Origin of the sequence: Nocardia brasiliensis ATCC 700358 (genome assembly GCF_000250675.2) — a bacterium.
Taxonomy (GTDB): domain Bacteria; phylum Actinomycetota; class Actinomycetes; order Mycobacteriales; family Mycobacteriaceae; genus Nocardia; species Nocardia brasiliensis_B.
On the sequence record NC_018681.1, the window covers coordinates 6,894,340 to 6,907,119 of the forward strand.

Below are 12,780 nucleotides of genomic sequence, written 5' to 3' on the forward strand. Positions count from 1 at the left end.
CGTCGGACGATCACCGAACCCGCCCGGCCACCGCGGTGGCCCGGTGCAGCAACCATTCGAGCGGGCCGCGGGCGAAGAAGCGGGTCCAGCAGTAGGCGAACATCAGGACGATCGCGCTGAGCCCGAGCAGTACCGGGAGGCTGTCGGCGGGGAGCGTGTCGATGCCGAGGATCGCCACGGCGACGATGTGGAACACGTACGCGGTCAACGACATGGTGCCGACCGCGATCAGCGGCGCACTCACCCTGCGGAACCGGCCGGAGCGAGCACAGGCCAGCACGCAGGCGATCAGGACCGCGATCGCCACACCGGTGTTCGCGACGATCGACAGCGTCGTCTCGCTGTGCGGCACCGCGACCAATTGCTCGCGCCAGCCGGGCTGTTCCTCGGCCAGATCGGACCACCACGGCGCGTCCATCAGCCCGGCCGACGGCACCGTACCGGGCACCACCCGCAACGCCACCGCGGAGCCGCCGTAACCCAGCACCGCGAGCGCGATCCCGACCGCCAGCACCCGGAGCCGAATCACCCTGTCGGACAAGTCGAGTCGCGCCACCGCCATGCCCGCGAGCACGAACGGCAGCCAGGTCAGCGCGGGATAGCTGCCGGTGAACAGCAGGCCGATCAGCCCGCCCGGACTGCCGACCGCGTCGCCACGACCGCTGGCCCACGCGAGCGGATCGTGGCCGTCGACGGCGTCGAACCAGCCGGGCGCCGCGTCGGTCACCAGGAACCAGATCTGCGGCAGCACGAGCGCGCTCAGGGCCGCGATCACCGCCAGTGTCGTGGCGCGCAGCCGCGACAGCGGCAACGCCAGCACGAAATACAACCCGTAGTAGGCCAGGATCACCTCGACCGGCGTGCCGAGCGCGGTCAGCCCGGTGCCGACCACCAGCAGGATGCCCGCCCGGATCAGGACCTTCACCACCGCCTGGCGGCCGTCGCGCCCGGTCTTGGCCGCCCGCCGCCCGGTGATCAGCACGATCGAGAACCCGGCGAGGAACGCGAACAGCGCGGAGGACCGCCCGTGCGCCAGTTCCATGACGAACCCGACGACCCCGCCGTGGTCCGGTGTCGGCCCGAGGTGCGCCGCGAACATGCCGAGCACCGCGATGCCGCGAGCGAGATCGACGCCGACCAGCCGTCCGGCGGCACGGGCCGCCTTGCCGTCCGCGGGTTCGACCCGCGTCACCTCAGCCGGCGTCATCCCGGTCCGCCCCCGCTGCACCAACCCCGCGACCCCGTCCCGCCGACCACCTGCCGCACGCTCCGGTCCGGCCGCGACCGACGCGGCCGGAACACCATGATGTGCCATGTTCCTCAGCCTCGGCGACGAACCGCGCCGCGGGTATCCGGCGCAGGTCCGGAACCGGTCTGCCCGGCGGCCGCACCGCTCCGCCGATCGGCTGGTCCACCCCCGCCGTCCGGCTGTGCGCCGGGGTCGTGCGCAGCCCGGTGAACAGGGCAGATCTAGGCTCGACAGGGAGCGGGCAACGACGGCGAAAAGGGTACGAGCGAATGATTCGGGTGGTGGTCGTCGACGACGAGGCGCTGGTTCGTTCCGGATTCGAGCTGATCCTGAACGCCGCGGCCGATATCGAGGTGGTGGCCACCGCGACCGGTTCGGAAGCGGTGGCGGCGGTCGAGCGGGCACGGCCGGACGTGGTGCTGCTCGATATCAGGATGCCCGACGTCGACGGGCTCGCGGTGCTGCGCCTGCTGCGCGCACTGCCCGAGCCTCCCGTGGTGGCGATGCTGACCACCTTCGACACCGACGAATACATCCTTTCCGCATTGCGTTCGGGCGCAGCAGGTTTCGTGCTCAAGGATACCGAGCCGGAGCAACTCGCCCAGCTGACGCGCACGCTCGCCGCGGGCGGTGTCGTGCTGTCACCCAAGGCATCCGCGGCGCTGTTGCGCAATGCCGAACCGGCCACCACCGCCGATATCGACGCCGAGGCGGCGCGCGTCGAGCGGCTGACCGAACGCGAGCGCGCGGTGCTCGTCGAGCTGGCCGCGGGACTGTCCAACGCCGAGATCGGGCAGCAGATCCATCTGAGCGTCGGCACGGTGAAAGACCACGTCAGCGCGATCTTCACCAAACTGCGCGTGAGCAGCCGGGTACAGGCGGCCCTGCTCGCCCAGCGCGCCGGTCTACTGCCGTGAACCGGATCAACCCGTGGTTGGTCGACCTCGCGCTGGTCGTCGTCGCCGCGGCCGATGTGTATGTCGACGGTGACGACGGCACCGTGGGCGCGCGGATCGCCGGCGGTATCGCGTGCGCGGGCCTGCTGCTGCGCAGACGCTTTCCACTGGTGGCCTTCCTGCTGACCTTGCCCGCGAGCCTGCTGCTCGCCGTGCTGGCCGCGCCCGCGATCGCCCTGTACACGCTGGCCGACCGCACCAGGAACCGCGCGCTGCTGACGGCCGCCGCGCTCGCCACCGCCGTCGCCGCGGCGTTTCCCTGGCCGCACTCGGACGACTACCGCACGCCGGACACCCTCGTCTCGCTCGTCTACTCCCTGGCCTGGGCCGGCGCCCCGGTGCTGCTCGGCCAGCTGATGCGGACCCGCCGCGAGTTGTCCACCCGGCTCTCCGAGATCGAGGCAGCCCGCGACCACGAACGACTGCTGCACGCGCAAGCCGTGCTGGCCCGCGAACGCGCGCAGATCGGCCGGGAAATGCACGATGTCGTCGCACACCAGGTGAGCCTGATCGCCGTGAGCGCGGGCGCATTACAGGTCGCGACGACCGATGCGGCCGCGGCCGAGACCGCGCGCACCATTCGCAGGCTCAGCGTGGACACCCTCGACGAGCTGCGCCACATGGTCACCCTGCTGCGCGCCGCGGGCGGCCAGGGCACCGAGCTGACCCCGCAGCCGACCCTGGCCGATCTGCGAAAGCTGCTCGACTCCAGCGGTATTCAGGTCGAGTTCAGCGGTGACCTGCCGGCCGACCTCGGCGCGCCCGCCCAGCGCACGATCTATCGGACGGTACAGGAGGCGCTGACCAACGTCCGCAAGCACGCGCCCGGCGCGACCGCCGAGGTGCAGCTGTGGCACGACGCCGATCATCTCGGCGTCACCGTCACCAACACCCGGCCCACCCGGCCCGCGATGCGACTGCCCAGCTCACGACACGGATTGGTCGGACTCGGCGAACGCGCGGAACTGCTCGGCGGCAGCTTCACCGCCGGGCCGTGCGCCGACGGCGGCTATCGCGCCGAATTGCGGCTGCCGCGCTGAGCCGCGTCCGGCGAGCCGCGTTCGCCGGGGCCGAGCCTGCCGGGCCGCTGTCCCGGGCCGAAACATGGTCCGCGTCACGGGATGCTGGCGAAATCCGTCGGATGTTTGCTAGCGTCGTCGACCGTGACGGTGCTCCCGTTGGCCGCCTTGTACCGAGCCCGGGGTCGGGACCGTCACGACACAAGGAGAAATCCCCTGTCAGTACAGTTCAATCACACCATTGTCGGTTGCCGCGATAGCCGGGTGACCGCCGAATTCTGGGCAGACATCCTGGGTACCGAACTCGGCGCCGAATGGGGCCCGTTCATCCCGCTGCCGCTGGACAACGGAGTCACGTTCGATTTCGCGAATGTGCCACCGCACGTCACCGAGATATCACCCCAGCACTATGCCTTCTTGATCAGCGAGGCCGAATTCGATGCGGCGTACGCCAAGATCCAGCGTTACAAACTGGAGCACTGGGCCGATCCCCGGCAACAGGGGGTCAACGAGATCAACCACAACGACGGTGGTCGCGGCGTCTACTTCCTGGACCCGAACGGCCACTTCATGGAGTTGATCACGGTGCCCTACGGCGGCTGGCCGAGTTAGCGGCGCGGGGCGGCGTCCGCACGGGCGCCGCCTCTGCCCCACGCACTATCCATTTTTATTCTTTTCTATCACTCCACTCGAATTCGGCTGTCCCGGTTTGTTTTTCGAGTTCGGCATGCCGTGTCCGGGGACTGCGTATTCTCGTCTTGTCCGGAAGGCCTTGCGCCTTTTTGTATTTGCGATATGCGAGTTTGCCATGCCTACTGCGGTGCAGAATTTAATCGTGCTCGGCGACAGTTTGTCGGACGTCGGTAACAAACGCGAAGCGCCGACCGGTCTGTTCGCCCGTGCGCTGAAAGCGATGCGGACCAACGAGATCGGGCGCTTCAGCGACGGAAAGAACTGGACCGACTTCCTGGTCGAGTGGACCGGCGCGGACCCTCTGGTCCGCGGCGACAAGGACGCCACCGAGAGCGCGACCCTGCCGCACCGCAGCCTGACCACCCGCTCGATGCTGCTGAAGACCGACACGAACACGAATCCGCCACTGTTCTACGCCAATTACGCCGAGGGCGGGGCGATCGCGGCCTCCGACTGGAAACCCAAAGCCGGTGCGCTGGGCTATCTGAAGACCGAGATCGAGGCGTACCTGGCGGCGCGCCGGGCGATGGGCGCGAACTATCGCGGCCACACCCTGCACATCATCTGGATCGGCTTGAACGACATCGTCACCGCCGAACGCGGCGCGGGCCTGGTGATGGGCGAGCGGGAGGTCTACCGGGTCGGCTACTTCGAGTCGAACAAGGACGGCACCGGCATCACGCCCATCATCGAAGAGATCAAGGGGCTGGTCGACAGCATCGCCAACGCCTCGGGCAACCGCGACCAGGAGCATTTCCTGCTGATCGATCTGCCGAGCCCGACCATCTCGATCCGCTTCCTCGACCAGATCGCCGACGGCAAGCGCAAGCAGGTGGACAAGTTCGAGGCGAACACGGTCCGCTTCAACGATCAGCTGGACTACCTCGCCACGCACTGGCCCTCGACGGCCGAGGATCCCGGTCCCGGCGCGAAGAAGGACAACATCACGCTGGTCCGGATGAACGCGTGGATGAAGTTCGTCGCCGAGCACCAGGACGCGTTCGACCTCAAGGGTTTCGCCCAAGAGCACGGCGTTCCGGTGCACTATCTGGGGCAGCGCGACCCGGTCGAGCCGGTGTTCCGCCGCTTCCTCACCACCAGCGACCTGGCCCACCCCACCGAGGCGGTGTACCAGCTCATCGCGCGAAAGATCGCCGAAGACCTGCTCACCAAATACACCCTGGGCAAGCTGACCGCGCAGACGTGGCCCGCGCTGCGGCCCTACCCTGCGGTCGTCCCCGAATAGGGCTCACTCGTCGGGTGGCTCCGGCGGCCACGGATTCGGTTTCACGTTCTGCGGTTTGCGGGTCGGGATGTCGTCCCAGTCGAAATGGATCCCGACCCAGGCCTTGGGCCGATCGAAGCGCACCTCGCCCGCGCTGAACCGCGCACCCACGAAGGAGATGTCACCGAAGAAGTCGCCCTCGGTGAAGTCCACCGAACGGCCCGCGAACGTGGTGCCCGCGAAGGTGGTCGTGCCGTGGAATTCCGCGCCGCGGAAATCGGTTTCCCGGGTCCCCCGGTTGCGCATGCGCGCCGGGGCCCCGATCCGGGTCTCGTCGAAGGCGACCGTGCTCGCCTCGAAGTTGGTGCCCGCGAAGGTGATCCGGGCGCTCGACAGTTCCGCTCCGGTGAACGCGAGGTGCTGACCATCGAGCGTGGCGCGGTCGAACGCGGTGACCTCCGTCTGGAACTTCGTGTCCTGGAACGAGGTTCGTGCCCCGGTGCAGCGCATGCCGGTGAAACTGGTGCGCGGGCCGAGGAAGACCGCGCGCTCGAACGACACCGAACAGTCGAAGTCCGCGCCGTCGAACGTGGTGCCGTAGCTCGCGCGCTCGCCCTTCTCGCCGCGGGTCGAGCCGAACTGCGCCCGCTCGAACAGCACCGGCCCGTCCTGGAACCGCGCATCCCGGAACGTGACGTGCGGACCGGCGAAGACCGCGTTCTCGAACGTGGTGCGCCCGGTGAACAGCGCCCCGGCGAAGGAGGTGTGCCGCCCCGCGAACACGGTGTCGCGGAAGTCGCCTTGTTCGAGCACGGCGCGATTGAACGTGAACTCGCAGTGCGACCAGGAGATCTCGGCCGACCGGCGCAGGTGATCGGCGATCACCTTGACGATGGTGCGGCGGACTTCCCGATCGTTCTGCCGGAACTGGTAGACCCGCTCGACCTTCAGCCCGGATTCGTCCACCGTTTCCGCCTGCGACACAAGGTGGTTCGCGCCGGCGACCGGGTCGTAGGGCAGCCGCAGGTAACCGCACAGCACATCGACGCACTGCTGGCGCCGGCTCGGCGCGCGGAAGTCGTCGGCGACGCCGGCCATCGCGTAGACCCCGGCGATGCGGACCGCCACGTCGGCGTCTCCGAGCTGCCGCGCGGCGGCGCCGAACAGGTCGGCGAAACGGCCGCGCTCCAGGTCGCGCTGACGCCGGTAGGCCACCGCCAGCGCGACGGCGCCGCCGGCACCCGCCGCGACCGCCAGCGCGATCTTGGTGAGGTCCAGCCGGTTCGGCTGCTCGGCGGTCGCGCCGAAGCCCAGCCACAGCAACCACCAGGTGAGTGCCGCGATGGCGAGCCCGCCGACGACCGCCATCGACACCGCAAGCAGTAACGCCGCGCGGTGCAGTCGGTCGCCCAACCTCCCCCATCGCATTAGCGCATGGTAGCCGGATTGCCGCCTGCCGACTACCGGACAAGATCGGCTACCACAGTGCCCCAACTCATTCCAGCATGTCCTCTTGCCACCGGGTCCGCGTGCCGGGGCATTGCGGCGTGGTTGCTCGAGTAGGGTGCCGTTATGTCTGCTTCCGATTCCCTCGACCCGGTCGCCGAGGTCGAGCACGTACACGCGCTGTTGTCGGCCTGGCTGGGCACCGATGCGGACCAGCAGGTGCTGGAACAGTTCGCGGCCACCCAGCACGACTCGTTCTCGATGGTGACCCTGGACGGGGCTCGAGTGAGCCAATCGGAATTGCTGTCCGGATTGCGCCGCGCCAAGAACTCCAGGCCCGGTCTCGACATCGAGATCGACGACGTGGAACTGCTGCTCGTCGAGGGCAGCGTGACCGTTGTCCGGTTCTTGGAGCGCCACCACTTCGACGGCAAGCACACCGACCGCCGCAGCACCGCGGTCCTCACCACCGACGGCGCACCCCCGCGCTACCGCTGGCGGATCATCCAGGAGACCGCGGTACCGACCGACTGAGCGGTTGTCCGCCGCGCCCGCCCCGGCCTTGCGAATCTTGATCCCGCACAGAGTCATTGACGTTGCCATTCCGTTCTTTTCAAGTCCGCGAGGGGTATTCGTAGGTACCGTCACGAGATGGCTGATGATGTTTTGGTGCTCGGGGCGGGCGTGATCGGGTTGACCACGGCGGTGTGCCTGGCGGAGGCAGGCCATCGGGTTCGGGTGTGGGCCGAACTGCCGCCCCGGCAGACCACCTCCGCCGTCGCGAGCGGTCTGTGGGGGCCGGGGCATACGCCGCGGGATCTGGCGTGGAGCCGAGTCTCCTTCGCCGAACTCTCCCGGCTCGCCAAGGAACCCGCGTCCGGCGTGCATTTCGAACGCGGACTCCAGGTGTCGAATCTCTCGGCCGAACCACCGCACTGGATGGACGATCTCGGCGAGGCCGAGTTCTGCCGGGCCGACGAGCTACCGGAGGGCATGCTGGTCGGATTGTGGTGCACCGCACCGCTCATCGACCTGCCGCGCTACCTGGACTACCTGACCGATCGGCTCGCCGCGGCGGGCATCGAGATCGAACAACGCCGGGTGCGCGATCTCGGCGAGGCCACCGCCGCCGCGCCCGTCGTGGTGAACTGCACCGGCGTGGCCGCGGGCAAGCTCGTCGGCGATGCCGAGGTCCAGCCGGTGCGCGGTCAGCACGTCATCCTGCGCAATCCCGGTCTCACCGATTTCTACGTCGAGTTCGTGCAGGAACCGGAGTGGACCGGCATCTTCCCGCACGGTGAGCGCTTGATCCTCGGCGGAGCCCGGCATCCGGGCCGCTGGAGTCTGGACCCCGATCCCGAACTGGCCGAACGCATCCTGCGCCGCGCCATCGAGGTCGAGCCGCGGCTGGCCGACGCCGAAGTGGTCGGCCACGAAGTGGGCCTGCGCCCGGGCCGCACCGCCGCCCGGCTCGACGAGGAGCAGCTCGGCGGCGCCCGCGTGGTGCACAACTACGGCCACGACGGCATGGGCGTCAGCCTCTCCTGGGGCAGCGCCCGCGAAGTGGTCCGGTTGCTCGCCTGAGGTGCACCTGCCCCGCCCGGACACGCTCGATCCGCCGGTCGTTCCGATCACCGCCCGAACGCCTATTCTGTGTTCGGGTATGCAGGCAGTCGCGCGTGCCGTGAGCGAGCGGCCGGGCGCGCGCACCGACGACGGAGGATCGATGGCCCCAGCGGGCGCCACCACGCCACTTCGGTTGCAGCCGGTGTCGATCGGCACCGAGACCGCGCGGGTCGGCGCGACCCTGTGGCAGGCCACCCGCGGCGGCGCGCGCCTGCTGTTCACCCGCCGCGACGGCCGGCCGCTGGCGAACCGGGCGGCACACGAGGCGCGCAACCGGTTCGCCGCGCTGGGGCCCACCTATGTCAAGCTCGGCCAGCTCATCGCGTCGAGCCCCGGGGTCTTTCCCGAGACGCTGTCGAACGAGTTCCGCACCCTGCTGGATCGGGTACCGCCGGCCGATCCGGCGGCGATCCGGACGCTGCTCACCGAGCAATTGGGCGCGCCACCCGCGCAGCTGTTCGCCCACTTCGATCCCGCACCGATCGCGTCGGCCTCGATCGCGCAGGTGCATCGGGCGACCCTGCACTCGGGCACCGACGTGGTGGTGAAGATCCAGCGACCGGGCATCAAGGCCCGGCTCGCCGCGGACCTGCAGATCCTGGAACGCGCGGCGCAGCTGCTCGAACTGTCCGAGTACGGCCGCATGCTCGGCGCGCGCGATATCGTGGCCGATTTCGCGGCCAACCTCAACGACGAGATCGATTTCCACACCGAGGCCACGGCCATGACCGAGTGGCCGCGATTCATCACGAACACCCCGTTCGCGGCTCAGGTGCGGGTGCCGCGGGTGTACCCGGAATTCAGCACCACCAAGGTGCTGACGATGGAGTACATCGACGCCGTCCGCATCGACGATGTCGCCGCCGTGCGCGCCGCGGGGTTCGAGGGCGCCGCGTTGCTGAAGACGATCCTGCTCTCACTGCTGGAGTCGGCGTTCCGGGCCGGGCTGTTCCACGGCGATCTGCACGCGGGCAACGTCCTGGTCGACGCGGCGGGCAAGGTCGTGTTCCTGGATTGGGGCATCGTCGGCCGTTTCGACGACCGGACCCGGCTGCTGTTGCGCCGGCTCGTGGTGGAACTGATGGTGCACAACGACTTCGAGGCGGCGGGCCACACCATTTTCGATATGGGCGCGGTTCGGCGTCCCGGCAATGTCAAGCGCGCGGCCCGCGATATCCGGTCGGTCACCGCCCCGTTGCAGAAGTCCGATCTCGGCGCGCTGTCCTATACCCAGCTCGGTCGGCGTCTGGCCGAGGTCGCCAGGATCTACGAGGCCAAGCTGCCGCGCGAATTGGTGCTGGTCGGCAAGCAACTGCTGTACGTCGAGCGCTATATGAAACTTCTTGCGCCGCAGTGGAAACCACTCGAAGACCCGGACGTGCTCGGTTTCATGGCCGGACTGTTGACGAAGGGCGAGACCGCGTCCGCGGTGCCGCGGCGCAAACAGCGGCTCGCCGAATGAATTGAGCGGATGACGGGATTCGAACCCGCGACCCTCACCTTGGCAAGGTGATGCGCTACCAGCTGCGCTACATCCGCGTTCGCATCCCGGATCGCTCCGTGACGCGAGATGGAACTCTAGCCGATCGACGGCGGAAAATGCCAATCCGCCTTATGCGGGCTGCTGGGCCGTCGCGCGATTGCGCCGCACGCCCAGGCCGGCCGCGGCCAGGCAGGCCAGCGCGACGACCCCGACGAACCACGGGAACACGGTGCTCAGTCCCCACGTGGTGGCCGCCCAGCCGGCGAGAATGGTCGGCAACGCCATCGCCGTATAGGCGAGCAGGTAGTACGCCGACATGGTTTCGCCCCGCTTGTGTTGCGGCACAACCTCGGACAGGTGCCGCAGCGAGCCGCCGAAGCCCAGGCCGAACGTCGCCCCGAGCAGCACGCCGGCCAGCAGCACCACGATCCAGTTGCCGGTGTGCAGCGCCGGCACGGTGAGCACGAGCGCGATCGCCATGCCGGTGTCGCCGAGAATCGCCGCGCGCCGCGCGGGAATCGCGGTCGCGAACAACTGCGAGGTGGCTCCGGCCACCGCGGTCGAGGCGACCACCGCGCCGCCGAAAACCAGGTTGTGGATGCCGGTTTCGGCCGAGGCCAGCGACGGATACAGCGAGAGCAGCACGCCCAGCACCGACCAGGCCGCCATCACGCCGAGCGCGGAGAACCAGAAGTCACCGCGGATTTCTTGCGGCACAGCCGGTTTCGCGATCCGGATCCGTCCGGCGATGCGGGCGGTGTGCGGCTCCTCCAGCGCGATGATGCCGATGCCGATGAGCAGGCACACGAAGGTGATGGCCACGTACGGCGTGCGCAGCGGGTGCGGGGCGTACTGGGCGAGCAGGGCCGAGCCCAGAATCGCCACGGCCATCCCGACATTGAAGGCCACGCCGCTCAGCTGACCCGAGCGCGCACCGTGCTTGGGCCGCAGATCGAGCAGCGCCGCCGCACCGGCGACCACGGTCGCGCCGACCGCGAACCCGTGCAGCGCCCGCGCGAGCAGCAGCATCGCCACGTTGTCGGCGAGCAGGAACACCGCGAGTCCCGCGATCATCGTCACGAACGCGCCGAGCAGAACGGGCTTGCGGCCCACCACGTCGGAGATCTTGCCGGACACCAGCACCGCGACCAGCGCCGCGAACGCGTAGACCGCGAAGACGAAGGTCGTCGTCAGGGGCGAGAAGTGCCACTCCTGCTGATACATGCCGTACAGCGGGGCGGGCACCCCGGACACCCCGAGCGCCACCCCGCTCGCGGCCAGGACCAGTGCGTATGCCCAGCGCTGCGAGGTCCGCTCGCCCGTCTCGGGTGTCGCTACCGTCACTGCCATCGAAACTCCGATCGGGTAGGTTTGATGATGATCGAACCGAGCTCGACCATACATCCGGTACGACGATCATCAAACCCCAAAGTGAGGTGGATCATGACCGATGCTAAAGATACGGTGGTCGATGTCCCACCGGTGGCCCCGCTGCCGACCGTGCTCGCCGCACTCCAGGACCCCGTGCGGCTCGAGATGGTGCGCCGCCTGAGCAACGCGGGCGCGGGCATGCCGGTGCGTTGCAACTCGCTCTACGACGCGATCAACAAATCGACCGCGACCCACCATTTCAAGATCCTGCGCGAGGCAGGCGTGATCGAGCGCGTGATCGTCGACGGCCAGATCTGGCAGCGCCTGCGCGCCACCGACGTCGAAGCCGCCCTCCCCGGCCTGCTCCCCTCGATCGTCGACGCCGCGAACCGCGCCGACGCCTGACCCGTCGGCCCTAGCCCTCGACCAACCGCCGGACGGCGGCGGGGATTTCCCGAGTTCGCTTGTAGGGACCGGCGATCGAGGCCGCGAAGGGGCGGGCCAGGAGGGTGCGGGCGATCGCCGAGACCTCGTCGGTGGTGACCGCATCGATCCGGGCCAGGGTTTCCGACACGCTGCGATGGTTGCCGTAGCTGAGCTCGCTGCGGCCGATGCGGTTCATCCTGGACGCCGAATCCTCCAGGCCCAGCACCAGTCCGCCGCGCAGCGACCCCTTGGCGCGGGCGCACTCGGCATCGGAGATACCGTCGGCCGCAACCTCTTCGAGCACACCGCGGGCCAACGCGGCCACCTTGCCGAGGTTTTCCGGCTGGCAGCCGATGTACACCGAGAACGCCCCGGTGTCGGCGAAGGTGTCCACACTCGAATACACCGAGTAGGCGAGCCCGCGTTCCTCCCGGATGCGTTGGAACAAGCGGGAACTCAACCCGCCGCCGACCACGGTGTTGAGCACCGAGAGCGGCCAGCGCCGCTCCCCCTCGTGCCGGCCGAAGGCGCGCACCCCGAACGCCAGATGCGCCTGCTCGCTGTCGCGGTGACTCCACTGCAACTCGGGATCGCTGTGCGGCCGGAACCGGCCCTCCCGGCGTTTGGCGGGTTGCGCCGCCGGATCGAGCCGATTCTGGAACGCCCGATGCACGAGTTCCACCGTGTGGTCGTGTTCGACGTTGCCCGCGACCGCGACGACCATCCGGTCCGGCCGGTAGCGCCGCAGGTGGAAGCCGCGCAGCTGCGCCGCATGCATCGATTCGATGGACTCGATGGAGCCGATCACCGGCCGCCCGATCGGATGATCGCCGAACAGCGCGGACAGGAACGAGTCGCCGACCACGTCCTCCGGGTCGTCGTCGCGCATGGCGATCTCCTCGAGCACCACCTGCCGTTCCACGTCGACGTCGGCGGCGCGGCACAGCCCGTTGAGCACCACATCGGAGACCATGTCGACGGCCAGCGGCAGGTCCTCGTCGAGCACGTGCGCGTAGTAGCAGGTCTGCTCTTTCGCGGTGAACGCGTTGAGCTCGCCGCCGACCGCGTCCATCGCCTGCGCGATGTCGAGCGCGGTGCGCGTCGGTGTCGCCTTGAACAGCAGGTGCTCGAGGAAGTGGGCCGCACCGGCGACGGTCGGACCTTCGTCGCGCGAACCGACGCCCACCCAGACGCCGATCGATGCCGAACGCACGCCGGGCACGTGCTCGGTGACCACGCGCAGCCCGCCGGGTAGCACGGTGCGCTGTACGCCGGGATCAATCATG

General features: G+C 69.0%; 12 protein-coding genes and 1 tRNA gene. 8 read left to right on the forward strand and 5 right to left on the reverse strand.

Going from position 1 to position 12,780, the window contains the following annotated elements:
• Positions 1-10 precede the first annotated feature (10 nt).
• Positions 11-1,315: a DUF418 domain-containing protein gene (locus O3I_RS30495; RefSeq protein WP_014986875.1), complete on the reverse strand. Its 1,305-nt coding sequence runs from the start codon at positions 1,313-1,315 to the stop codon at positions 11-13.
• A 203-nt stretch (positions 1,316-1,518) separates the two neighbouring features.
• On the opposite strand from O3I_RS30495, the gene O3I_RS30500 reads away from it, so the two are divergent.
• The 4 genes from O3I_RS30500 (at position 1,519) to O3I_RS30515 (ending at position 5,163) form a co-directional block, all read left to right on the forward strand.
• A complete protein-coding gene (locus tag O3I_RS30500; RefSeq protein ID WP_014986876.1) occupies positions 1,519-2,166 on the forward strand; it encodes a response regulator in 648 nt (215 codons plus the stop codon).
• On the forward strand, positions 2,163-3,245 hold the full coding sequence (locus tag O3I_RS30505; RefSeq protein ID WP_014986877.1) for a sensor histidine kinase: 1,083 nt from the start codon (positions 2,163-2,165) through the stop codon (positions 3,243-3,245). The genes O3I_RS30500 and O3I_RS30505 overlap by 4 nt, the downstream gene beginning before the upstream one ends.
• 195 nt (positions 3,246-3,440) lie before the next feature.
• The gene (locus O3I_RS30510) at positions 3,441-3,836 is read left to right on the forward strand and encodes a VOC family protein (protein ID WP_041564584.1); all 396 of its coding nucleotides are present in this window, start codon (positions 3,441-3,443) and stop codon (positions 3,834-3,836) included.
• A 223-nt stretch (positions 3,837-4,059) separates the two neighbouring features.
• Positions 4,060-5,163 carry an SGNH/GDSL hydrolase family protein gene (locus tag O3I_RS30515; protein WP_014986879.1) on the forward strand — a complete coding sequence of 368 codons (1,104 nt, stop codon included), beginning with the start codon at positions 4,060-4,062 and terminating at the stop codon, positions 5,161-5,163.
• 3 nt (positions 5,164-5,166) lie between these two features.
• Here O3I_RS30515 and O3I_RS30520 read toward each other — a convergent pair whose 3' ends face one another.
• Positions 5,167-6,570, reverse strand: coding sequence for a pentapeptide repeat-containing protein (locus O3I_RS30520; protein ID WP_141691627.1), 1,404 nt, complete (start codon positions 6,568-6,570; stop codon positions 5,167-5,169).
• A 144-nt stretch (positions 6,571-6,714) separates the two neighbouring features.
• On the opposite strand from O3I_RS30520, the gene O3I_RS30525 reads away from it, so the two are divergent.
• The 3 genes from O3I_RS30525 (at position 6,715) to O3I_RS30535 (ending at position 9,676) form a co-directional block, all read left to right on the forward strand.
• Positions 6,715-7,122: a hypothetical protein gene (locus O3I_RS30525; protein ID WP_014986881.1), complete on the forward strand. Its 408-nt coding sequence runs from the start codon at positions 6,715-6,717 to the stop codon at positions 7,120-7,122.
• A gap of 117 nt (positions 7,123-7,239) precedes the next feature.
• Entirely contained in the window at positions 7,240-8,172 is a 933-nt protein-coding gene (locus O3I_RS30530) for an FAD-dependent oxidoreductase (protein ID WP_014986882.1), read from the forward strand.
• 142 nt (positions 8,173-8,314) lie between these two features.
• Positions 8,315-9,676, forward strand: a complete 1,362-nt coding sequence (locus O3I_RS30535; protein ID WP_051067038.1) for an ABC1 kinase family protein — start codon at positions 8,315-8,317, stop codon at positions 9,674-9,676.
• A gap of 4 nt (positions 9,677-9,680) precedes the next feature.
• On the opposite strand, the gene O3I_RS30540 is transcribed toward O3I_RS30535, so the two are convergent.
• A tRNA-Gly gene (locus O3I_RS30540) sits at positions 9,681-9,753 on the reverse strand.
• Positions 9,754-9,826: 73 nt separating this feature from the next.
• A complete protein-coding gene (locus tag O3I_RS30545; RefSeq protein ID WP_014986884.1) occupies positions 9,827-11,047 on the reverse strand; it encodes an MFS transporter in 1,221 nt (406 codons plus the stop codon).
• Between the two features lie 93 nt (positions 11,048-11,140).
• On the opposite strand from O3I_RS30545, the gene O3I_RS30550 reads away from it, so the two are divergent.
• Positions 11,141-11,473, forward strand: coding sequence for an ArsR/SmtB family transcription factor (locus O3I_RS30550; protein ID WP_014986885.1), 333 nt, complete (start codon positions 11,141-11,143; stop codon positions 11,471-11,473).
• Between the two features lie 10 nt (positions 11,474-11,483).
• Here the strand turns inward: O3I_RS30550 and O3I_RS30555 are convergent, their stop codons facing one another.
• Positions 11,484-12,779 carry a M16 family metallopeptidase gene (locus O3I_RS30555; RefSeq protein WP_051067039.1) on the reverse strand — a complete coding sequence of 432 codons (1,296 nt, stop codon included), beginning with the start codon at positions 12,777-12,779 and terminating at the stop codon, positions 11,484-11,486.
• Between the last annotated feature and the right edge of the window lies 1 nt (position 12,780).

Excerpts from the sequence above, each read along its gene's own strand:
- O3I_RS30545 (WP_014986884.1), bottom strand. The coding sequence starts at position 11,047 with ATGGCAGTGACGGTAGCGACACCCGAGACGGGCGAGCGGACCTCGCAG.
- O3I_RS30500 (WP_014986876.1), top strand. The coding sequence starts at position 1,519 with ATGATTCGGGTGGTGGTCGTCGACGACGAGGCGCTGGTTCGTTCCGGA.
- O3I_RS30530 (WP_014986882.1), top strand. The coding sequence starts at position 7,240 with ATGGCTGATGATGTTTTGGTGCTCGGGGCGGGCGTGATCGGGTTGACC.
- O3I_RS30535 (WP_051067038.1), top strand. The coding sequence starts at position 8,315 with ATGGCCCCAGCGGGCGCCACCACGCCACTTCGGTTGCAGCCGGTGTCG.
- O3I_RS30555 (WP_051067039.1), bottom strand. The coding sequence starts at position 12,779 with ATGATTGATCCCGGCGTACAGCGCACCGTGCTACCCGGCGGGCTGCGC.
- O3I_RS30525 (WP_014986881.1), top strand. The coding sequence starts at position 6,715 with ATGTCTGCTTCCGATTCCCTCGACCCGGTCGCCGAGGTCGAGCACGTA.
- O3I_RS30520 (WP_141691627.1), bottom strand. The coding sequence starts at position 6,570 with ATGCGATGGGGGAGGTTGGGCGACCGACTGCACCGCGCGGCGTTACTG.
- O3I_RS30550 (WP_014986885.1), top strand. The coding sequence starts at position 11,141 with ATGACCGATGCTAAAGATACGGTGGTCGATGTCCCACCGGTGGCCCCG.
- O3I_RS30495 (WP_014986875.1), bottom strand. The coding sequence starts at position 1,315 with ATGGCACATCATGGTGTTCCGGCCGCGTCGGTCGCGGCCGGACCGGAG.